Source organism: Thauera sp. JM12B12 (assembly GCF_039614725.1).
GTDB lineage: Bacteria > Pseudomonadota > Gammaproteobacteria > Burkholderiales > Rhodocyclaceae > Thauera.
This window is the reverse complement of the sequence record NZ_CP154859.1, coordinates 1,931,655-1,953,480: the sequence shown is the minus strand read 5'-3', so window position 1 is coordinate 1,953,480 and position 21,826 is coordinate 1,931,655. Positions and strand designations below refer to the sequence as shown.

20 protein-coding genes and 1 tRNA gene are annotated in these 21,826 nt (G+C 67.5%); 12 read left to right on the top strand and 9 right to left on the bottom strand.

Annotation, left to right across the window (positions count from 1 at the left end; genetic code table 11):
* The first annotated feature begins 120 nt into the window (after positions 1–120).
* From AAG895_RS08735 to AAG895_RS08720, 4 genes are all read left to right on the top strand, one after another.
* Positions 121–1,662: an NAD(P)H-hydrate dehydratase gene (locus tag AAG895_RS08735; protein ID WP_345795107.1), complete on the top strand. Its 1,542-nt coding sequence runs from the start codon at positions 121–123 to the stop codon at positions 1,660–1,662.
* Between the two features lie 55 nt (positions 1,663–1,717).
* Positions 1,718–2,563 carry a carboxylating nicotinate-nucleotide diphosphorylase gene (gene nadC, locus AAG895_RS08730; protein ID WP_345795106.1) on the top strand — a complete coding sequence of 282 codons (846 nt, stop codon included), beginning with the start codon at positions 1,718–1,720 and terminating at the stop codon, positions 2,561–2,563.
* A complete protein-coding gene (locus tag AAG895_RS08725) occupies positions 2,560–3,150 on the top strand; it encodes a DUF2946 family protein (protein ID WP_345795105.1) in 591 nt (196 codons plus the stop codon). Before nadC ends, AAG895_RS08725 begins: the two co-directional genes overlap by 4 nt.
* Before the next feature lie 55 nt (positions 3,151–3,205).
* A tRNA-Leu gene (locus AAG895_RS08720) sits at positions 3,206–3,290 on the top strand.
* A gap of 122 nt (positions 3,291–3,412) precedes the next feature.
* On the opposite strand, the gene thrC is transcribed toward AAG895_RS08720, so the two are convergent.
* On the bottom strand, positions 3,413–4,876 hold the full coding sequence (gene thrC, locus AAG895_RS08715) for a threonine synthase (protein WP_345795104.1): 1,464 nt from the start codon (positions 4,874–4,876) through the stop codon (positions 3,413–3,415).
* A 234-nt stretch (positions 4,877–5,110) separates the two neighbouring features.
* Between thrC and AAG895_RS08710 the strand changes: the two genes are divergently transcribed.
* Positions 5,111–5,944, top strand: coding sequence for a tellurite resistance TerB family protein (locus AAG895_RS08710; protein WP_345795103.1), 834 nt, complete (start codon positions 5,111–5,113; stop codon positions 5,942–5,944).
* A gap of 49 nt (positions 5,945–5,993) precedes the next feature.
* Here AAG895_RS08710 and AAG895_RS08705 read toward each other — a convergent pair whose 3' ends face one another.
* The 5 genes from AAG895_RS08705 to AAG895_RS08685 form a co-directional block, all read right to left on the bottom strand.
* Positions 5,994–6,206: a dodecin gene (locus AAG895_RS08705; RefSeq protein ID WP_345795102.1), complete on the bottom strand. Its 213-nt coding sequence runs from the start codon at positions 6,204–6,206 to the stop codon at positions 5,994–5,996.
* A gap of 41 nt (positions 6,207–6,247) precedes the next feature.
* Positions 6,248–6,394 (bottom strand): hypothetical protein, encoded by a 147-nt coding sequence (locus AAG895_RS08700; protein WP_345795101.1) that lies wholly within the window; start codon positions 6,392–6,394, stop codon positions 6,248–6,250.
* 163 nt (positions 6,395–6,557) lie between these two features.
* On the bottom strand, positions 6,558–7,232 hold the full coding sequence (locus AAG895_RS08695) for an MOSC domain-containing protein (RefSeq protein ID WP_345795100.1): 675 nt from the start codon (positions 7,230–7,232) through the stop codon (positions 6,558–6,560).
* A 110-nt stretch (positions 7,233–7,342) separates the two neighbouring features.
* Entirely contained in the window at positions 7,343–8,650 is a 1,308-nt protein-coding gene (locus AAG895_RS08690) for a homoserine dehydrogenase (RefSeq protein ID WP_345795099.1), read from the bottom strand.
* 73 nt (positions 8,651–8,723) lie between these two features.
* Positions 8,724–10,031 carry a pyridoxal phosphate-dependent aminotransferase gene (locus tag AAG895_RS08685; RefSeq protein ID WP_345795098.1) on the bottom strand — a complete coding sequence of 436 codons (1,308 nt, stop codon included), beginning with the start codon at positions 10,029–10,031 and terminating at the stop codon, positions 8,724–8,726.
* A 150-nt stretch (positions 10,032–10,181) separates the two neighbouring features.
* On the opposite strand from AAG895_RS08685, the gene AAG895_RS08680 reads away from it, so the two are divergent.
* From AAG895_RS08680 to AAG895_RS08655, 6 genes are all read left to right on the top strand, one after another.
* The gene (locus AAG895_RS08680) at positions 10,182–10,565 is read left to right on the top strand and encodes an Mth938-like domain-containing protein (RefSeq protein ID WP_345795097.1); all 384 of its coding nucleotides are present in this window, start codon (positions 10,182–10,184) and stop codon (positions 10,563–10,565) included.
* A gap of 208 nt (positions 10,566–10,773) precedes the next feature.
* Positions 10,774–11,229: a peroxiredoxin gene (locus AAG895_RS08675; protein WP_345795096.1), complete on the top strand. Its 456-nt coding sequence runs from the start codon at positions 10,774–10,776 to the stop codon at positions 11,227–11,229.
* A 64-nt stretch (positions 11,230–11,293) separates the two neighbouring features.
* Entirely contained in the window at positions 11,294–12,775 is a 1,482-nt protein-coding gene (locus AAG895_RS08670) for a PhoH family protein (RefSeq protein ID WP_345795095.1), read from the top strand.
* Positions 12,776–12,919: 144 nt separating this feature from the next.
* A complete protein-coding gene (locus tag AAG895_RS08665) occupies positions 12,920–14,818 on the top strand; it encodes a DUF294 nucleotidyltransferase-like domain-containing protein (protein WP_345795094.1) in 1,899 nt (632 codons plus the stop codon).
* Positions 14,815–15,453 (top strand): 3'-5' exonuclease, encoded by a 639-nt coding sequence (locus AAG895_RS08660; RefSeq protein ID WP_345795093.1) that lies wholly within the window; start codon positions 14,815–14,817, stop codon positions 15,451–15,453. Before AAG895_RS08665 ends, AAG895_RS08660 begins: the two co-directional genes overlap by 4 nt.
* A gap of 92 nt (positions 15,454–15,545) precedes the next feature.
* Positions 15,546–16,100, top strand: coding sequence for a C40 family peptidase (locus tag AAG895_RS08655; RefSeq protein WP_345795092.1), 555 nt, complete (start codon positions 15,546–15,548; stop codon positions 16,098–16,100).
* A gap of 74 nt (positions 16,101–16,174) precedes the next feature.
* On the opposite strand, the gene AAG895_RS08650 is transcribed toward AAG895_RS08655, so the two are convergent.
* Positions 16,175–16,516 carry a DUF2325 domain-containing protein gene (locus tag AAG895_RS08650; protein WP_345795091.1) on the bottom strand — a complete coding sequence of 114 codons (342 nt, stop codon included), beginning with the start codon at positions 16,514–16,516 and terminating at the stop codon, positions 16,175–16,177.
* Positions 16,517–16,650: 134 nt separating this feature from the next.
* On the opposite strand from AAG895_RS08650, the gene AAG895_RS08645 reads away from it, so the two are divergent.
* Complete coding sequence (locus AAG895_RS08645; RefSeq protein ID WP_345795090.1) at positions 16,651–17,664, top strand: Fe(3+) ABC transporter substrate-binding protein; 1,014 nt, start codon at positions 16,651–16,653, stop codon at positions 17,662–17,664.
* On the opposite strand, the gene AAG895_RS08640 is transcribed toward AAG895_RS08645, so the two are convergent.
* Together AAG895_RS08640 and AAG895_RS08635 are read right to left on the bottom strand one after the other, a co-directional pair.
* On the bottom strand, positions 17,655–19,799 hold the full coding sequence (locus tag AAG895_RS08640; protein ID WP_345795089.1) for an MASE3 domain-containing protein: 2,145 nt from the start codon (positions 19,797–19,799) through the stop codon (positions 17,655–17,657). The two genes, AAG895_RS08645 and AAG895_RS08640, sit on opposite strands and share 10 nt — an antisense overlap.
* A gap of 231 nt (positions 19,800–20,030) precedes the next feature.
* A complete protein-coding gene (locus AAG895_RS08635; RefSeq protein WP_345795088.1) occupies positions 20,031–21,698 on the bottom strand; it encodes an iron ABC transporter permease in 1,668 nt (555 codons plus the stop codon).
* Positions 21,699–21,826 lie beyond the last annotated feature (128 nt).

Sequence of the window (21,826 nt, the reverse complement as noted above, 5' to 3'; positions counted from 1 at the left end):
GCGCGGCAGATCCCTCACGCCACGGCCGCCCGCCCTCGCCGGCGCGGCTGCCGAACGGCCTTGTGCGCCGTAAGCACGGCACGAGGACGTAGAATCCGGGCTCAACTTCCGGAGCCCAGCATGTTCAGCCCCCTGCGTCCCATCTACCCCGTCGCCGGCATCCGCGAGATCGAGAACACCCTGATCCCGAGCGCCCGTCCGCCCCTCATGGAGCGTGCCGGGCGGGCAGCGGCGCAGGATGCGGTGCGACTCATCATGGACCGCCCCGGGCCGATCCTGATCGCCTGCGGCCCTGGCAACAACGGCGGCGACGGCTTCGTGATGGCGCGCCAGCTCGCCCAGGCCGGTCGAGAGGTCATCGTCGCCTTCGGCAGCACGGCAGACCGTCTCCCCGCCGAAGCCGCAAAGGCTCATGCGGACTATCTCGCCGCCGGCGGAACGGTCGTCTCCGACCTGCCGGCAGCGCCTGCAAACGGATGGGCGCTGGTGGTCGACGCGCTGTTCGGCATCGGCCTCGGCCGCCCGATCGAAGGGCGCTACGCGAGCTGGATCCAGACGCTCAACGCCCAGCCCTGCCCGCGCATGGCGCTCGATGTGCCGAGCGGCCTCGACGCCGACACCGGCCAGCCGCTCGGCGCCACCTTCCGCGCCACCCACACCACGACCTTCATCGCCCTCAAGCCCGGGCTGCTCACCAACGACGGTCCGGATTACTGCGGCGAGATCAGCGTGCAGCGCATCGACATCGACGCGCCGGCCTGGCTGCCGGCACGCGGCCTGGCCATCGCGCCCTCGCTGTTTCGCAGCCATCTGCAGCCGCGTCCGCGCAACACCCACAAGGGCATCTATGGGGACGCAGGCATCCTCGGCGGCAGCCCGGGCATGGTCGGCGCAGCCCTTCTCGCCGGGCGCGCCGCGCTCTGGCTCGGCACCGGGCGGGTCTATGTCGGCCTGCTCGAAGAACGCGGCCCGGCGGTCGACTTCGCCCATCCGGAGCTGATGTTGCGCCAGGCCGAGGCGCTCCCCGAGCGCCTCAGCGCCCTGGCGGTGGGACCTGGCCTCGGTACCCAGCCGGCGGCGGCAGCGCTGCTCGTGGCCGCGCTCGAGCGCACCATCCCGCTGCTGCTCGATGCCGACGCGCTCAATCTCATCGGCACCGACCCCAAGCTCAAGGCGGCGCTCAAGGCGCGCACCACGCCCACCCTCCTCACCCCCCATCCGGCCGAAGCCGCCCGCATGCTCGGCACCGACACCGCCAGCGTGCAGGCCAACCGGCTGCACGCCGCGCTGGAGATCGCGCGCAGCTGCAGGGCACTGGTGGTGCTCAAGGGTTGCGGCAGCATCATCGCCACCCCGGACGAGCGCTGGTTCGTCAACGGCAGCGGCCATCCGGGCATGGCCAGCGCGGGCATGGGCGACGTGCTCACCGGGCTGATCGTCGGCCTGCTCGCCCAGGGCTGGCCGGCCGAATCCGCACTCATCGCGGGCGTGCACCTCCATGGTGCCGCTGCCGACCGCCTCGCGCGCGAAGGCATCGGCCCCGTCGGACTGACCGCGAGCGAGACCATCGACGCCGCGCGCGGCGTGTTCAACGGCTGGCTGATCGAGGCCCAGCGTGACCCGCGCCACCCGGGGGGAGCCGCCCAGCGCCCCGGGCGCTGAGTCCTGCGGTGCTAGAATCCAGGCCTCTTCCGCTCACCCGACACCAGGTTCCGCCATGCTCTCCGAACAGCTTCGCGTCGAAATCCAGCGCAACATCGCAGCCTCGCTCGCCGAGGACATTGGCACCGGCGACCTCACCGCCCGCCTGATCGCACCGGATACCGAAGCCCGCGGCCGCGTCATCACCCGCGAGGACGCGGTGGTCTGCGGCACCGCCTGGTTCGACGCCGCATTCGCCGCGCTCAGCCCCGCCGCGGTGGTGCACTGGCACGTCAAGGACGGCGATACGGTCAAGGCCGGCCAGCTGCTGTGCGAGATCATCGCCCGCGCGCGCGTCCTGCTCACCGCCGAGCGCACCGCGCTCAACTTCCTCCAGCTGCTGTCGGGCACGGCCACGATCACCCGGCGTTTCGTGGATGCCGTAGCAGGCACGCGAGCCAAGATCGTCGACACCCGCAAGACGCTGCCCGGCCTGAGGCTGGCGCAGAAGTACGCGGTCGCGATCGGCGGCGGGACCAACCATCGCGTCGGCCTCTACGACGGCATCCTGATCAAGGAGAACCACATCATCGCCGCCGGCGGCATTCGCGAGGTCGTCGAGCAGGCACGGGCGATCGCGCCCTCCAACGTCTTCATCGAGGTCGAGGTCGAAACGCTCGACCAGCTGCGCGAAGCGCTCGACGCCGGCGTCACGATGATCCTGCTCGACAACATGAGCCTCGACGAGATGCGCGAAGCCGTCGCCATCACCGCCGGACGGGCGGCGCTGGAAGCGTCTGGCGGCGTGAATCTCGAGCGCGTGCGCGCGATCGCCGAAACCGGCGTGGACCGGATCTCGATCGGCACCCTCACCAAGGACGTGCGCGCGCTCGATCTGTCGCTGCGCCACGTCGAAGAATGAGCGCGCCCGCGCTGCCAGCCTGGCCAGACGTGCCCGCCTGTCACGGCTGGCTGGCGCTGGACGGACGGGGCCAGTGGCGACTGAAGGGGGAACGGGTCGAGCACGCTGGCCTGCTCGCCTTTCTCAATGCGAACTACGCCAGCGACCAGGCCGGCAACTGGCTCGTTAACAATGGCCCGCAGCGCGTCTACGTCGATATCGAGACCGCGCCGTGGGTCGTCCGCCTGCAGCCCGACGGCGCGCTGCGGACCCACACCGGCAGTCGTACGGCCCCTGTCGGGCCGGTGCTGATGGACGAGCTCGGTCGCGCCTATCTCCCGACGACGCTCGGCGCAGCCGCGCTCGACGATCGCGACCTCGCCGAATTCGTCGCCCAATTGCGCGACGCGCGGAGCGGCCTCGGCGCAACCGATGAGGCGTTGCTGGGGGTGCTGGCGGGGCACGACGCCATCCCGCTGGTCTGGCGCGGACACGCCGTGTGTTTCGTGCCCAATGACGACATTCCCGCGCGGATGGGTTTCACCCGAAAGGCGATCGAAGGCGACGTGCAAGAGAGCCTTGACGCCTCCGGTGCGCAGAGGCTATAGTCCGCGCCCTCGTCGGCTGCAACCGAAACCGGAACGCAGGAAACCGAAGAGGATTGCCTTGGTGGTGAAATTGGTAGACACGCTATCTTGAGGGGGTAGTGGCGAAAGCCGTGCGAGTTCGAGTCTCGCCCAAGGCACCAGAATCCAGGCGCAGCCCAGAGCGGCAGCGCCGCGCAAAAAGGCCCGCGGATCTTCGCGGGCCTTTTTGCGTCTACGCGCCCGCCCCCACCGCGCCCGAGGCGCGATGGGGTCGAGCAAGCGATCAGGTGCGTTCGGCGACGAAGCGCTTCACTGCATCCACGTCGGGCGCCATGACCTCTACCCGCTGCGGCAGCTTCTCGATGCCTTCGAGGTCGGCAGGCCGCTCCGGCTCGCGGCCGAGCGCCTCGACGATGGTCTCGGCGAACTTCACCGGCAAGGCGGTCTCGAGGACCAGCACCGGCACGCCTTCAGGAACGTCGGCGGCGCGCTCCCAGGCCACCTTGACGCCGTCGGCGGTGTGGGTGTCGATCATCACGCCGTACTTGTCGAAGACCTTGCGGATCGTCGCCAGGCGATCGGCGTGGCTGCTCGCCCCCGACACGAAACCGAACTCGCCGATGCGGGCAAACTCGGGCGAGCCTGAAAGATCGAAGGCGCGCCCGGCATCCACCTCCGCCCACAGCGCGGCGACCTTCTTCGGATCACGACCGACCAGATCGAACACGAAACGCTCGAAGTTCGAGGCCTTGGAGATGTCCATCGAGGGGCTCGAGGTGACGTGGGTCTCGGCCGCCCTGCGCGGGCGATACACGCCGCTGCGGAAGAATTCGTCGAGCACGTCGTTCTCGTTGGTGGCGAGGATCAGCTTGGCCACCGGCAGCCCCATCTGGCGCGCGATGTGGCCGGCGCAGATGTTACCGAAATTGCCCGAGGGCACGCAGAAAGCGACCTGCTCGTCGTTGGACTTCGTCGCCGCGAAGTAGCCCTTGAAGTAATAGACGATCTGCGCCGCGACCCGTGCCCAGTTGATCGAATTGACCGCGCCGATCTTGTGCTTCGACTTGAAGGCGTGGTCGTTGGAGACCGCCTTCACGATGTCCTGGGCATCGTCGAACATGCCGGTGACGGCGATGTTGAAGATGTTGTCGTCCTGCAGCGAGTACATCTGCGCGCGCTGGAAGGCGCTCATCTTGCCGTGCGGCGACAGCATGAACACGCGCACGCCGTGCTTGCCGCGCATCGCGTACTCGGCCGCCGAGCCGGTGTCGCCCGAGGTCGCGCCGAGGATGTTGATCGTCTCGCCGCGCCTGGCCAGCACGTACTCGAACAGGTTGCCGAGCAGCTGCATCGCCATGTCCTTGAAGGCCAGCGTGGGGCCATTGGACAGCTCGAGCAGACCGAAGCGCCCCTTGCCCTCCGCATCCTTCTCCAGCCAATGCACCGGGGTGATGTCGCGCGCGTCATCGCCCTCCCGCACGTGGCGATAGACATCGGCGGTGTAGGTCCTCTCGCAGATCGCCTTGAGGTCGGCAGCGGGGATGTCGGTGACGAACCTGGAGAGGATCGCGAATGCCAGTTCGGCATAGGACAGCCCACGCCAGGCGTCGAGCTCCGCGCGCGTCACCTGGGGATAGGTCTCGGGCAGGTAGAGGCCGCCGTCGGGCGCGAGGCCGCCGAGCAGGATGTCGCAGAACTCCGGGTTGGCAGGCTGGCCGGCGTGGCCGCGGGTGGAGAGATACTTCACGTGGGCAGTCCTTGAGGATGACGTTGGCGGCGCGCCCGAACTGGAGCCAGAAAGGGGCGCAAAGCCGCGATTCTAACGAATTCGGCTGTAGCATCGGCCGTTTGCAGACGTGTGCGGACGGATGCAGGCGAATGCGGCGGCGCGCACGCCCGGGGTGACGTGCCCGGCAACCGCGGCTCGGTGCCTTCCGGCGCGGCTACAATCGACTCATCCAACACGCGACGGGAGTGCGCAATGAACTTCGGAAACATCCTGGGCCAGATTCTTCAGCAGGGCATGGCAGGAAAGGGACGTGCGCGCCTCGACCACGCGATGGGATCCGGTGGAATCGGGGAGCTTCTCGGCGGTCTGCTGGGCGCCCAGGGCGGCGGAGCGGGGAGCCTCGGCGACCTGCTCGGCGGCGCCCTCCGAGGCGGACGTCCGGCAACGCGCGGCAGCGGCGGCCTGGGCGAGTTGCTCGGTGGTGCGCTCGGGGGCGCCAGGCCTGCGGCTGGCAGCGCCGGTGCTGGCGACGCATTGGGCGAGCTCCTCGGCGGACTGCTCGGTGGCGGCCGCGCGCGCAGCGGCCGGACAGGAGGCAGCGCCGGGATGACCATCCTGGCAACGATCGCGATGGCAGCGCTCAAGAACTGGTCGGACAATCACCGCGCCCAGAGTGCGATCGCGCCGGAATCCGCTGGCTTTTCTGCGCCCGAACTCGAGACCATGACCACCCCCGCCACCGAGGCGCTCGTCGTGCGCGCCATGGTAGCGGCGGCGAAGGCGGATGGCGAGGTGGGCGAGGACGAGGTGCAGCGCATCGTCGGCCGACTCGGAGCGGACGGGCTGAGCGAGGAGGAGCGTCAATTTCTCGTCGCCGAGCTACGGCGTCCGCTCGATCTTCGCGCGCTCGTCGCCGAAGTCCCCAACCAGATGGTCGCGGCCGAGGTGTATGCGGCCTCGCTGCTTGCGATCGATCTCGATACGCCGGCCGAGGCCGCCTACCTGAGGGAGCTTGCGGGGGCCCTCGGGCTGGACGGTGCGACCCTGAGCCGCCTGCATCAGATCACCGGTGCGATCGCGGCCTGAGGCACGCCGCACGCGATGCGACAGGCCGGGCCTGCCGCATCGCGTGCGCCTACTCGGACTCGAGGCGGAAGCCGATCTTCAGCGTGACCTGGAAGTGCGCCACCTTGCCGTCAACGACGTGGCCGCGGGTCTCCACGACCTCGAACCAGTCGATGTGCCGGACACTGCGCGCAGCAGTCTCGACCGCATTGCGGATCGCGGCATCGACGCCGTCCGGAGACGTGCCGACGACCTCGACGAGTTTGTAGACATGAGCCGACATGGGGTTCTCCTCGTGTGCCCCGGCGCCTGCCGGGCTGTTCTTCAGGGCGGGACGGAATCGTCGGGGGCACCGTCTTCGCCGCGCGCCCGCTCGGCCTCGAAGCGCCGCACCGTCGCGGAATAGCCCCGCATGCCGAGCACGGCGACCGCAACCAGGATGGCGATGAAAACGGCGAGCTTGAACGCCATGCAAGCGGGTCCTCGTTATGGTGTGCGGTGGATGCGAAGCGCCCCCGACGGGCTCCATCCGTTTTCAGTCTAGTCCCAAATCGGCACGCTGCAGCGCCAAAGCGTCGGCACGCCTTGGGTTATGTACCCCTGCGACCGAACGGACAGCCGGATCCCGCCGCGCTTACTTGTCGGCCGCACCGGACTGCGCACGCAACCACTCGGCGCGCTCACGCCAGCGCAAGGCCTTGTCCGCGGCCAGCCCGCGGGCGTCGGCGATGCGTGCGAGCATTTCGAGGTCGGGCCGATGCGCGGTGACGACGTCCCAGTACTCGGCAATCGTCAGCCAGGGGTTCGGGCGCTCGAGCAGTTCGATCGGATCCCCGGCCGCAATCGTCCCGGGATTCAGCACGCGGTAGTACCAGCCAGTGATTCCGGCGGCCTCGACGAAGCGCGATGCAGCATCCACCTTCAGTCGCAGGTCGATCTTCCAGCACGGCGAGCGCGGCTGGCTGACCTGCACGCGTGCGTTGCCGATGCGCAGCACGTCGCCGATGCAGAGCTCGTGTTCGGTGAGACCGTGCGTACTGATGTTCTCGCCGAGGAACCCTGCGCCCACCGCGCCCGCGCATTGCGGCCACTCGGCGGCAAGCAGGGCGTAATGCTCCACCGGGTAGTGGTGCAGGGCCTTGTCCACGCCACCGTGGTGGCGGAGGTCGGCCTGCTCGTCACCCTCGAGGCCCGTCGGCGTGAGCATCACTGCCCCGGCGGCCGCCGTCTTGACGATGCCACTGCGTTCGCCATCGATCGACAGCAGCCGAACCTTGCCCACGAAGACCTGATCCACCGTGCCTTGCATGCCCTTCTCCCCGCCCACGTGTCGCGCCCTCGGGGCAACCCGGGGCCGTAAACGCACGAGGCCGCACCCTGCGGCGCGGCCTCGGCTTCAATCATGCTTCGAACCTGCGCTCAAAGCGTTTCCATGCGCAGCTTCACCACCTTGCCCTGGACCACCGCCAGCGCCTCGATCTTGCCGATCGCCGCGTTGGCATTCTTCTCGGCGGTCTGGTGGGTGAGCATGATGATGTCCGTGTGCGACTCGCCCTCGGCAGCCTCCTTCTGGATCAGCGCCTCGATCGAGATGCCGCTGTCGGCCAGAATGCGGGTGATGTCGGCGAGCACGCCCGGCTTGTCCTCCACGCGCATGCGCAGGTAGTAGGACGTCACCACCTCCTCGATCGGCAGCACCGGCACATCGCGCACCTGGTCGGGCTGGAAGGCGAGGTGGGGCACGCGGTGCTCGGGGTCGGAAGTGTGCAGGCGGGTGACGTCGACCAGGTCGGCGATCACGGCCGAGGCAGTCGGCTCGGCGCCTGCGCCCTTGCCGTAATACAGCGTCGCGCCGACGGCATCGCCCTGCACCAGCACCGCGTTCATCGCCCCCTCGACGTTGGCGATCAGGCGCTTCTCGGGGATCAGCGTCGGGTGCACGCGCAGCTCGACGCCGTTCTCGCGGCGGCGCGCGATGCCGAGCAGCTTGATGCGGTAGCCGAGCTGTTCGGCGTAGGTGATGTCCACCGAGTCGAGCTTGCTGATGCCCTCGATGTAGGCCTTGTCGAACTGCATCGGGATGCCGAAGGCGATCGCGCTCATGATCGTCGCCTTGTGCGCGGCGTCGACGCCCTCGATGTCGAAGGTCGGATCGGCCTCGGCGTAGCCGAGCGCCTGCGCTTCCTTGAGGACTTCGGCGAAGGGCAGGCCCTTGTCGCGCATTTCGGACAGGATGAAGTTGGTGGTGCCGTTGATGATGCCCGCCAGCCACTCGATGCGGTTCGCGGTCAGCCCCTCGCGCAGCGCCTTGATGATCGGGATGCCGCCTGCCACCGCAGCCTCGAAGGCCACCATCACGCCCTTCTTCTGCGCCGCCGCAAAGATCTCGTTGCCATGCACCGCGAGCAGCGCCTTGTTGGCGGTGACGACGTGCTTGCCGTTGTCGATCGCCTTGAGCACCAGGTCCTTGGCCACGCCATAGCCACCGATCAGTTCGACGACGATGTCGATCTCGGGATCGGCCACGACCGCGAAGGCGTCGTCGGTGATCTTCACGTCGCCGCCGGTGACCTTGCGCGCCAGCTCGAGGTTCTTGTCGGCCACGGTGGTGATGCAGATCGGGCGACCGGCGCGACGGGTGATTTCTTCCGCGTTGCGCTTCAGAACGGTGAAGGTGCCGCCGCCGACGGTACCGATGCCCAGGAGGCCAACATTGATCGGTTTCATGCAGTGTGTTCCGTGGTGTGTGAAGAGTGTCGGATGGAGAAGCGAAACGTCGCGGACCGGATGGCGCCGGAGCTCAGGTTCCGTGTCGCTTGCGGTAGTTCTCGAGGAAGCGGGCGACGCGGCCGATGGCGTCGCGCAGGTCGTCCTCGTGGGGCAGGAAGACCAGACGGAAGTGATCGGGATGCGGCCAGTTGAAGCCCGAGCCCTGCACCAGCAGCACGCGCTCTTCCTCGAGCAGCTCGGCGATGAAGGCCTGATCGTCCTCGATCGGATAGACCTTGGGGTCGAGCTTGGGGAACATGTAGAGCGTGGCCTGAGGCTTCACGCAGCTCACGCCGGGAATCTCGTTGATCAGCGCCCAGGCGAGGTCGCGCTGGCGGCGCATCCGTCCGCCCTCGGCGACCAGGTCGTCGATGCTCTGGTAGCCGCCGAGCGCGGTCTGAATGGCGTACTGGCCGGGCACGTTCGCGCACAGGCGCATCGAGGCCAGCATGTTGAGCCCCTCGATGTAGTCGCTTGCGCGGCGCTTGTCGCCGCAAACCACCATCCAGCCGGCGCGGTACCCGCATGAACGGTAGTTCTTCGACAGCCCGTTGAAGATGATCGTCAGCACATCCTCGGAGAGTGCCGCGAGCGAGGTGTGCTTGACGCCGTCGTACAGCACCTTGTCGTACACCTCGTCGGCATAGAGGATGAGGTCGTGCTCGCGCGCCAGTTCGATGATCTGCCTGAGCGCCTCGTCCGGATACACCGCGCCGGTCGGGTTGTTCGGGTTGATGATGACGATGGCGCGGGTGTTGGGCGTGATCTTCGCGCGCATGTCCTCGATGTCTGGCATCCAGCCCTTGCTCTCGTCGCAGAGGTAATGCACCGGTTTGCCGCCCGACAGGCTCACCGCCGCGGTCCACAGCGGGTAGTCCGGCGCCGGCACCAGCACCTCGTCGCCGGCGTCGAGCAGCGCGTTCATCGCCATCACGATCAGCTCTGAGACGCCGTTGCCGATGTAGATGTCCTCGATGCCGACACCCTTGATGCCTTTCTGCTGGGTGTAGTGCATCACCGCCTTGCGCGCCGAGAAGATGCCCTTGGAGTCCGAGTACCCCGCCGCGTTGGGCAGGTTGCGGATCATGTCCATCTGGATCTCTTCGGGCGAGTCGAAGCCGAACGCGGCAAGATTGCCGATGTTGAGCTTGATGATCTTGTGGCCTTCGTCCTCCATCTGCTTGGCGCGCACCAGCACCGGTCCGCGGATGTCGTAGCAGACCTCGGCGAGCTTGGCGGACTTGCGGATCGGACGCGGCGCTGCCGCGGCGCCCGCCTCGGCCTTGAACACCGGTTCCGGAGTTGCCGCTGCGAGCTCGAGAGTCTTCACCGCTTTCATGCCAGTTCTTCCTGAGAGATGGAAATGGACGCCACCGTTTATCGGCGCCCCAAAAGATTGTTATCTTAGCCCCGCTCCCGCACTGCGGCAATTTCGCCGTCGAGTGCCCGCTCCACACCGATGTGCGCCCGCTGCGCCCAGGATCCGAAGATGAAGCTCTACCAGGACAACAACGCCAATACCAACGTCGTCACCGGCTACGGCGACGACCACGTCATGATCAGCAAGGTGCGCCACGAGGGCAACGTGCTCGTCAGCGCCGGCCGTGTGCTGGACGGCTGGGCACCCCAAGCTGCCGGAGATCTCTCGGGCCTGCGTGCGGAGGATCTCGGCGCCGCCCGCGACCTGGGCGCGGAGATCCTCATCGTCGGCACTGGCCGGCGCCAGCGCTTTCCTCAGCCACAGTTGCTGCGTCCGCTGATCGAGGCGCGCATCGGCTTCGAATTCATGGACTTCCCGGCTGCCTGCCGCACCTACAACATTCTCGTCGGAGAGGGCCGCGCAGTCGTCCTCGGACTGCTCTACGAGCGCTGAACCGCCACCGGCTGACGGTCGAGCCCGGCGACGACGGCGCAACATTCTGTTCACCCGCCCGCACGCATCGGCTAACCTCGACCGGCCTGCCGCCCGCACCCGGGATGCGCGCGAACCGGCGCGCGCCGCCTCGGTCCCACGGGCACGCACGCGCGCCGCGACGCCGGCCTGAACGCCCCCTCGAACCCCGCTCTTCGCAGGAGACAAGATGAGCGCCACCCCCGCACCCGACTTCAGCCTCCCCGCCACCGGCGGCAACACGGTCACCCTGTCCGCGCTGCGCGGACGCAAGCTGGTCGTCTATTTCTACCCGAAGGACAACACCCCGGGCTGCACCAACGAGACGCGTGACTTCGGCGCGCTGCATGCAGATTTCGCTGCCAGCGGCTGCGAGGTCCTCGGCATCAGCCGTGACAGTCTCAAGAGCCACGAGAACTTCAAGGCCAAGCTCGAGCTGCCCTTCGAGCTCGTCTCCGACCCCGAGGAGAAGGCCTGCGAGGCCTTCGGCGTCATGAAGATGAAGAACATGTACGGCAAGCAGGTGCGCGGCATCGAGCGCAGCACCTTCCTGATCGACACGGCCGGCAACATCGCCCGCGAGTGGCGCGGCGTGAAGGTGCCGGGCCACGCCGAGGAAGTGCTGGCCGCCGTGCGCGCACTCTGAGCCCCTGCCCGCCTGCGCGCTCGGAACGCGCGGGCACCCCGCCGAACGACCGGACCCTGCCCCCATGCCTGCGACCCGCAAATCCGCCACCCCGACCGAAGACCTCGCATCGAGCGATCGCCCCGCCCGCGCTCCGCGCGCCCCGCGCAACGTCCGCAAGGCGGCGGCGACCAAGCTGTTCGTGCTCGACACCAACGTCCTGATGCACGACCCGACCAGCCTCTACCGCTTCGAGGAGCACGACCTCTACGTGCCGATCATGACGCTCGAGGAGCTGGACAACAACAAGAAGGGCACCAGCGAGGTCGCACGCAACGCCCGCCAGGCCAGCCGGATGCTCGACGAGATCGTCTCCACCTCGGACGACGGCATCGCCGCCGGCATCGCGCTCGACGCCCCCTCGCGCGGCCAGGCCACCGGGCGCCTGCACCTGCAGACCGAGGCGATCGACATCAAGCTGCCGCCTGCCCTGCCGACCGCGCGCGGCGACAACCAGATCCTCGCGGTGGTGATGTATCTCGCCGAGAAGACCCCCGGTCGCGACGTCATCCTGGTGTCGAAAGACATCAACATGCGCATCAAGGCGCGCGCGCTCGGCCTGGCCGCGCAGGACTACTTCAACGACAAGGTCCTCGAGGACACCGACCTGCTGTACGCGGGGACGCGCGAGTTGCCTGCCGACTTCTGGGACACGCACGGCCGCGGCATGCAGTCCTGGAAGGAGGACGGACGCACCTACTACCGCCTTGCCGGGCCACTCGCCCCGGAGATGCTGGTCAACGAGTTCGTGTACCAGGATGGCGACAACCCGCTGCAGGCATGGGTCAAGGAGAAGGACGGCCGCAGCGTGGTGCTGGAGACGCTGACCGACTTCAGCCACCAGAAGAACAACGTGTGGGGTATCACCGCGCGCAACCGCGAACAGAACTTCGCGCTCAACCTCCTGATGAACCCGGAGATCGACTTCGTCACCCTGCTCGGCCAGGCCGGCACCGGCAAGACCCTGCTGACGCTGGCGGCCGGCCTCACCCAGGTGCTCGAGTCGAAGCGCTACAGCGAGATCATCATGACCCGCGTGACCGTACCGGTGGGCGAGGACATCGGTTTTCTCCCCGGCACCGAGGAAGAGAAGATGGCGCCGTGGATGGGGGCGCTCGAGGACAACCTCGACGTGCTCAACGGCACCGCCGGCGAAGGCGGCGACTGGGGGCGCGCCGCCACCCGCGACCTGATCCGCAGCCGCATCAAGATCAAGAGCCTGAACTTCATGCGCGGGCGCACCTTCCTGAACAAGTACCTGATCATCGACGAGGCGCAGAACCTCACGCCCAAGCAAATGAAGACCCTTATCACCCGCGCCGGCCCCGGCACCAAGGTGATCTGCATGGGCAACATCGCGCAGATCGACACGCCCTACCTCACCGAGGGCTCCTCCGGCCTGACCTTCGTCGTCGATCGCTTCAAGGGCTGGGCACACTCCGGCCACATCACCCTGCAACGCGGCGAGCGCTCGCGCCTGGCCGACTACGCCGCCGACGTGCTCTGAGGCCCGAAGCGGGCTGCCGAACCCTGCCGCTGCGCGGGCACACCCCCGCAGCGGCGGCGCGGCGCCGAGGTTTGCGGGCCGGGGGGCACGCGCGAGCGGATTGCTCACATATAATTTGCCGATTCACTCGACGACAGGGCCGTCATGACGACCGAAGCCGCAAGCCTGCTGGTGGGCGCCAGCACCGACTTTCTGCGCAACTTCTCGCCCTTCAACCGCATGGAGCCGGAAGCGCTCGCCTTCCTGGCCGAGCGCGCGGTGCTCGGATTCCATCCGCGCGGCGCCGACATCCTCACCCCCGCGATGGGCGTACCGCGCCACTTCTACATCGTCCAGCGCGGCAAGGTGCAGGCGCGCCAGACCGGCTCGACCACCGTTACCGAGTACGACAGCCTCACCCTCGGCGCCGGCGAATGCTTTCCGATCGGCGCCATCTCGGCGCGCCGTCCTTCAACGAACGCGTACATCGCGGTGGAGGACAGCTTCTGCTTCCAGATCGGCGCGGAGGACTTCCTCCACCTGATGCAGATCAGTCCGGTCTTCCACCTCTTCTGCACGCAGTACATCGCCAGCCTGCTCAACCAGTCGCGCCAGCAACTGCAGACCAGCTTCGCGCAACGTGCTGCCGACCAGCAGACGATGACGACGACGCTCGGCCGCCTGATCAAGAAGGAACCGGTGTCGGTCACCGCCGAGACCCCGACGCGCAACGCGCTCGAGCGCATGAACGAGCTGCGCCTGGGCTGCATGGTGGTGGTGGACGACGAGCGCCGGCCCGTGGGCGTGGTCACCCAGAGCGACCTGCTGCCGCGGGTGATCCTCGCCGGATTCGACCTCGCACGTCCGATCGGCGAGCTCATGACCGCCAACCCGCACCAGCTTCCGGCCACCGCTTCGGCGTATGACGCGGCGTTGGAGATGGCCACCCACGGCGTCCGCCATCTGCTCGTGGTCGATTCGGAAGGCCTGCTGCGCGGCGTCGTGTCCGAACGCGACCTGTTCAGCCTGCAGCGCATCAGCCTGCGCCAGATTCGCGCCGGCATCGAGAACGCCGCCGACATTCCCGCCCTGCAGCGTGCGAGCAAGGACATCCGCCAGCTTGCGCTGAACCTCATCGCCCAGGGCATCGGCGCCGAACAGCTCACGCAGTTCATCTCCGCGCTCAACGACGCCCTGACCCGCCGCATCATCGTGCTCGCCCGCGAGCAGCACGACCTCATCGGAATCGATTTCGGCTGGTTCGCCTTCGGCTCGGAAGGCCGTCACGAGCAGACCCTGTCCACCGACCAGGACAACGGGATCGTCTTCCGCACCGAGGACGCCAAGCAGGTCGAGGATGCCCGCAAACGCCTGCTCGCGTTCGCAGGCACGGTCAACGAGAACCTCGCCGCCTGCGGTTTCCCCCTGTGCAAGGGCAACATCATGGCGAGCAACCCTGAGCTGTGCCTGACCCTGGACCAGTGGAAGTCGCGCTTCGCCGACTGGATCCGCGAACCCGACCCGCAGGCCCTGCTCAACGCCTCGATCTTTTTCGACTTCCGCGTGCTTTACGGCAACGAGCGCTTCGGCGACCAGCTGCGCACCTGGCTCAACAGGTCGGCCAAGGGCAACAGCACCTTCCTGCGCATGATGGCCGGCAACGCCCTCAAGGTGATGCCGCCACTTGGTCGGATCCGCGACTTCGTGGTCGAGGACGACGGCACCATCGACCTCAAGAAGTCGGGCGCGCGGCTCTTCGTGGATGTCGCCCGCATCCTCGCCCTGCGCACCGGCGTCGACTCGAGCAGCACGGTCCAGCGCCTGCGCCAGGCAAGCACCAGGATCGGCATCACGCCGGAAGAGATCTCCGCGATGGTCGACGGCTTCAACTTCATCCAGCTCCTGCGCCTGCGTTCGCAGCACCTCGAGACCGAGCACGACTCCGAAGACGACAACCGCGTCAATCCGGAGTCCCTCAACGAACTCGACCGCCGCATCCTGAAGGAAGCCTTCCGTCAGGCCCGCAAGCTCCAGCTGCGCCTCAAGCTGGACTACCAGCTATGAGCTGGCTATCCCGCCTCAAGGCCGCGCGTGGCGGCCAGACGCTCGGCGCACAGGCCGAGGAGACCCTGCAAGCCTGGCAGGCACTTCCCGAGCCGGTGCTCGACCGTTCCCATTTCGAGACCCGCTACACGGTGGTCAATACCGAAGCCACCGGGCTCGACCTGGACCAGGCCAGACTGCTCGCCGTGGGTGGCATCGCCGTGGACGCCGGCCTGCTCCATCCCGGAGACGCCTACTACGCCCGACTCGAGCCTGCGCCGGCCGACGCCCTCGTCGGTCTGCTCGGACTTGCCGGAAAGAATCCGCTCGTGGTGTTCAACGCCTCGTTCAACCGCAGCATGCTCGAGCGCGCCTTCCAGCACCACGTCGGTTTCACCCCGTCATTCGTCTGGATAGACCTCTACCTGCTGCTCCCCTCGCTGTTCCCGGAGAAGCTCGATCGCCCGGCGCGCCTGGCCGACTGGATGGCCGCATTCGGTATCGAAACGTTTCAGCGTCACCACGCGCTCGGCGACGCCTGGGCAATCGCGCAACTGTTCCTTGCGGTGCAGGCGCGCGCACTGTCGTTCGCGGTCTCGACCCCGGCGGGACTTGCGGACCACCAGAGTGCCTACCGGCAGAAGCTCAAGATCTGAGCGCCCGGAAACGTGAAAAATGCCCGCCCGCGCATGCAGTTGGCGGACATTTCCTGTTTACAAGCCTGCCTTGCCTGCGTATATTCCGCCGAATGTTTTTGCGCCCTATCGTCCTCTCTCTGACCGTACTGCTTGCGTCGGCACCTCTCGCCCACGCCACTGAGCAGGCCGCCCAGGTCCATTCGGCGCAACTCCCCCAGGCTTCCGTCTTCGACGAATACACCAGCGCGGCAGAGCAACTGGTCGACGAAGCGCTGTCCTATCTCGGTATCCGGTATCGCTTTGGCGGCACCTCGCCCGAGACGGGTCTCGATTGCAGCGGCCTGGTGCTCAACGTGTTCCGCAACGCGGTCGGGCTCGACCTGCCGCGCACCGCGCGCGAGATGGCGACCGTCGGAGACAAGATCGGCCGCCAGGAACTCAAGCCGGGTGATCTCGTGTTCTTCAACACGATGCGCCGCACCTTCTCCCATGTCGGCATCTACCTCGGCGAAGGCAAGTTCGTGCACGCGCCCTCGAGTGGCGGCAAGGTTCGCGTCGAGAGCATGTCCACCCGATATTGGGCTCAGCGCTTCAACGGCGCGCGCCGGATCGTCGACGAGGGCGAGGCGCTCGTTCCCGCAAGCGGTGTGATCTCGCTGCGCTGAGGGCAGCCCCCACCCCATCCACGAAGAAGCCCGGCCGCGCGCCGGGCTTTTTCGTCTACCTCAACGTTCCCGGCCTACTTCCGCCTGCGCCCCGCTTTCGGGCACGCCTCCGGGCAACTCGCACAGCGCTCGTTCATCCGCCGGCCAAGCGCCTGCTGCAGCGCGCAGGTCGAGCGCCGGCAACATACGAACATCACCCCCTCCCGGCTTGCCGCGTCCCGAAAACGCTGCATCACGTTGTGGCCGAGGAAGTCGGTAAACAGGATCACCATGCCGATGCCGCTCGGCAAGGGCGCGGTGCGGCGCTGGTGCGTCGTATCGCGCCCGCTCACATGGCCCGCGATGCGAATGCCGAAGCTGTCGAGAACATCGGGAATGTTGCCGAGGCGATCGGCGCCCACCAGCAGTGCGTTCATGGTCTTCTCACTATTGCGAATGATTCGCATCCATGATGCCGCCAATGCAAACGCTTTGCAACTGCGAATCTTTCTCGTTATTATCCCTCCTACGCATCCTCACACTTCATGACACTCAAGCGACCACTGCCAACATGACCAAGAAGATCCTTCTGACCGCCCTCGTTTCCGCCCTCGGCCTGTCCAATGCCGCCACCGCGGCCGAACTCAACATCTACTCGGCGCGCCATTACCAGACCGACGAGCAGCTATACGGAAACTTCACCAAGCAGACCGGCATCAAGATCAACCGCATCGAAGCCAAGGAAGACGAGCTGCTCGAACGCATCCGCAACGAAGGCGCGAACAGCCCGGCGGACGTGTTCATCACGGTCGATGCCTCGCGCCTCGGCAAGGCGGACGAACTGGGGATCTTCGCGCCGGTGAAGTCGGCCGCGATCGAGGCGCGCATTCCGGCGCACCTGCGCGCGGACAACTGGTACTCCTACTCGACCCGCGCCCGCGTGATCGTGTACAACCCCGAGCTGGTCAAGGCCGAGCAGGTGCAGACGTATGAGCAGCTCGCCGATCCGGGGCTCAAGGGCAAGGTGTGCACCCGCTCGGGCAGCCACCCGTACAACCTCTCGCTGGGCGCGGCGATGATCAAGCACAACGGCGCCGAGGCCACGGAGAAGTGGGCGAGCGGCATCGTGGCCAACTTCGCACGCGCACCCAAGGGCGGCGACACCGATCAGATCCGCGCCGTTGCAGCGGGCGAATGCGGGGTCGCGATCGCCAACAGCTACTACCTCGCGCGCCTGATGAACTCCCAGAAACCCGAAGACCAGGAAGCCGTGGCCCGCATCAAGGCGGTATGGCCGAACCAGGCGACCTGGGGCACGCACATCAACGTCTCGGGCGCCGGCATGCTCAAGCACGCGCCGAACAAGGAAGCCGCCGTCAAGTTCCTCGAGTACCTGGCTTCGGACGACGCGCAGGCCTACTTCGCCAATGGCAACAACGAATGGCCGGTGGTGGCTTCGGTCAAGGTCGACAACGCCGCGCTCAACAAGCTCGGCGAGTTCAAGGCCGACACGCTGCCGATCGGCGAACTGGCCGCGACCATCGCCGAAGCCCAGCGCATCTTCGATCGCGCCGGCTACCGCTGATCCAGACTCGGCACCGCCTCCGCAACTGCGCCCGAAACGGGCGCCAGCGAGCGCTGGTCGGCGACAACGGCTGCAGCCCCCGCAGGTTCTCCTGCCGGGGCTGCGGTTTTTTCCGCGGCCATCACGACCCGATTGCGCCCCGCATGCTTGGCTGCATAGAGCGCCTCGTCAGCGCGCGCATAGGAGCCCTCGTAGCCCTCGTCCTCGCCATCGAGCATCGTCGCGCCGATGCTCACCGAATAGCGCAGGTCCTGTGACTCGAACACAGCGGGCGACTCGGCCACGATCCGGCGCAGACGGTCAGCCACGCGCACGGCCCCGAGCGCGTCGATACAGGGCAACAGGATCGCGAACTCTTCGCCGCCGAGACGCGCGAACACGTCGGCCTCGCGGAGCTGGGTGCTCACGGTCGCGGTGAAGTGGCGCAGGACCTCGTCCCCGGCCGCATGGCCGTAGGTGTCGTTGATGCGCTTGAAGAAATCCAGGTCGAGGAGGAGCAGTGCGGCGCGCGACTGGCCACGACGCACCCGCCCGAGCTCGCCGCGCACCATCTCGGTGAAGTGGCGGCGATTCCACAATCCGGTGAGCGGATCGCTGGTGGCCAGCTGAAGCAGACTCTCCTCCATGGCCTTGCGCGGCGAGATGTCCTCGTGGATACCCACCACGCGCAGCGGCTCGCCCTCGTCGCCGCGATCGAGCACCCGACCGGCGCCGAGCACCCACACCCAGTGCCCGTCCTTGTGCTTGAGGCGGTACTCGGCCCGATAGGCGTCTGTGACGCCGCGCAGGTGAGGCTCGAGGGTCTCGCGGATATCGTTCCAGTCATCCGGATGGACGAGCGCCTCCCAGCTCGAGACGTGGGGCGGCAGCTCGTCGGCGACATACCCCAGCATGCGCATCCAGACCGGGCTGAAGCTCGCCTGGCCGCTCGGCACGTCCCAGTCCCACAGCCCCAGTCCTGCGCCCTCGAGCGCCAGCATCACGCGCCGCTCGCGCTCGGCGATCTGCTCGCGGATCCTGCGCCGCTCGGTGAAGTCACGGCTGATGCGGATCTCGCCCAGGCACTCGCCGTCCCGGTCACGATAGGGCGTGCGCAGGGTATCGAGCAGACGCATGCGTCCATCGCGCCCTTCGAGCCACTCCTCGTGGTGTTCCGGGGCGCTCACGATCGCCAGCCCGGCCTCGGCGCCCGCGAGCGCTGGATGAGCCGGAAAGACGTCGGCGTCACGCTGGCCGACGAGCTGCGCCTCGCTCACCCCATAGGCCTCGGCAAACGCCCGATTGCAGCCGAGGTAGCGCCCCTGGGTGTCCTTGAAGGCGATCAGGTCCGGCACCGAATCGATCAGCCCGCGCAGCAAGGCGCGTTCGCGCGCAAGCGCCTGCTGCGGCTCGCGAACCCCGGCGACGAACACCGCGCGATAGATCATCGCGAAGGCAGCCGCCTTGTACACATGGCCGAGGATGTTGAAGAGGTCGGTGAGCTCCTTGTAGAGCGTGAAATACAGCTCGGTGAGCACGAGTACACCCGCCGCCGCCGCGAGCCAGGGCGCGCTCGGATCGCGGTCGCGCACACCGCGTCGCGCGAGCAGGACCGCTGCAAGCAAATAGAGCGCCGACAGCAGGTACTCCGCCGCCACCTTCGACGACGTCATCCCGCGCCCCGGCTCGAACATGCGGGGCAGCACGTCCTGGTAGGCGAGAACGAACCCGGTCCAGGCCAGCGCGAGCGCAGCGGCAAGCAGGCTCACCCAGCCCACGGCCACTGATGACCAACGGCGCTCGGGCATGAAGACATAGACCAATAGGCCGAGCGCGCCCACCAGGCGGGCGGCGAGCCAGAAGTGGATGGCCTTGTCGGCGTTGCTCGGCGTGACGAAGGCGGGCATGCCCGGGTAGGACAGGGTATGGGCGAAATCGAGCAAGCCCACGGCAAGGAACACGGCGCCCAGCCAGGCGAGCCGTCCGCCGCGCTCGGTGTGGCGCAGGTTGAGGCCGAGCGCGAACACCATCGCGGCCACGGAAATCGAGAAGAACTCCAGCGCGCTGTGCAGCGGCAGATAGTCCTCCGGCGCGGCGAACAAGGACGCCGACGGCAGGAGGCCACTGATCGCGAACACCGCGAGGAGCCCAAGCAACCACGCGCCAGGGTGGCGGAACGAACGCGGAAGCGGGCGCGGCGTCATCCATCCACCCCGCAGACGCGCGCGCAGCAAGCAAGACCGACGCCGATGCGGCCTTCGGCGCCAGCGGGAAGCAAAACCGGGAGAATGGGCAGGGTCGTCATCGCGCGGCAATTATCCATTACGTCCTGCCGCCCCGAAACGCTGTGGCACACGCGCCACAGGAAAAACGCCACAGCGGCGCGCTCAGCCGGCCCTTCGCCGCACCTTGAGAATCTGCCGCGAGATCACGAACATCGGCAGCAAGCCGACCGCCACGATGATCAGCGCGGCAGTCGAAGCTTCGGCGAGGCGCTCGTCGGCGGCGAGCGTGTGCGCCTGGGTAGCGAGCGTGTCGAAGTTGAAGGGCCGAATCACCAGCGTCGCCGGCAGCTCCTTCATCACATCGACGAACACCAGCAGCCCGGCGGTCAGCAGACTGCCCCTCAGCATGGGAACGTGGACGCGCCGAAGCGTCGCCCACTTGCCGAAGCCCAGGCTGCGCGAAGCGTCGTCCATGCTCGGCGTGATCTTGCCCAGGCTGGATTCCACCGTCTGCAGGGCTACGGCCAGGAAACGCGCCAGATAGGCATACACCAGCGCCGCGATCCCCCCGGTGAGCAGCAGCCCCGGATTGACGCCGAACAGCGCCTCCCACGACTGCGCCAGCCAGTTGTCGAGCCGCGTGAGCGGAATCAGCACCCCGACCGCGATCACAGACCCCGGCACCGCGTAGCCCAGACCGACCACGCGATTGAGCGCATGCGGGACCCGGCTGCGTGCCAGGCGGGCGGCGTAGCCGAGCAGGACCGCGAGCACCACGCCGATCACGGCGGTCACGGCGGCGAGTACGAAGCTGTTGCGCGCGAGATGCACGAAGCGCGGACCGAACTGCGCATCCCCCTCGGCAAAGGCCATCTGCAGCAGCAGCCCCGCCGGCAACAGGAAGCCGAGCAGCAGCGGCATGAAGCAGGCGAACGCCGCGAGCAGCCCGAGCGGCAGCGGCAGGCGCAGGCGCACCGGCATGCTCGCCTGCCGCGAGGTGTTGTTGAAGCGCGCCCGCCCGCGCGACAGGCGCTCGAGCGTCAGCACCAGGATGACGAAGGCGAGCAAGGCCGCCGACAGCTGCGCCGCCGCGATACGGTCACCGAGCGAGAACCATGCGCGGTAGATCCCCGTGGTGAAGGTCTGCACCCCGAAATACGACACCGTGCCGAAATCGGCCAGCGTCTCCATGAGCGCAAGCGCGGTCCCGGCCACGACCGCCGGCCGGGCGAGCGGAAGCGACACCCGGAAGAAGGAGCCCCAGGGACCCAGGCCGAGCGAACGGCCCGCTTCCAGCATGCCGCCGGCGCGCTCGAGGAAGGCGGTACGCGCGATCATGTAGACGTACGGGTAGAGCACGAACATGAACATGGCCACCGCCCCGCCCACCGTGCGCACGTCCGGAAACCAGTAGTCGCCGCGCCGCCACTCGAAGGTCTCGCGCAACCAGGTCTGCAGCGGGCCAACGAACTGCAGGAAGTCGGTGTACACGTAGGCCATGACGTAGGCCGGCATCGCCAGCGGCAGCACCAGCGCCCATTCGAAGAAACGCCGGCCGGGGAAGTCGAGCATGGTCGTGAGCCATGCCGAGGTCACGCCGATCGACGACACCCCCAGCCCCACCCCGATGCAGAGCACCACGGTGTTGAACATGAACTCGCCCAGCACGGTGTCGGCGAGGTGGCCCCAGGTGTCGCCGGTATCGCTGACGAAGACATTGGAGAAGACGGACAGTACCGGCGCGGCGATCAGCACCGCCACCACCACTGCCGCCACCGTCAGGGTCGACCACTGCAGGCGCGCGGCGCCCTGTGCTGCCAGAGAATTCATTCGGTTTCCGCAATGCCGGGGCGAACCGGAGCTCGGTCGCCCGCCTGAAGCGTCAAATTATAATTGATCGCATTTGGAACACCGCGATGCAATAATCGGCGACGACACGATTCTGCACCGGCGCTCAA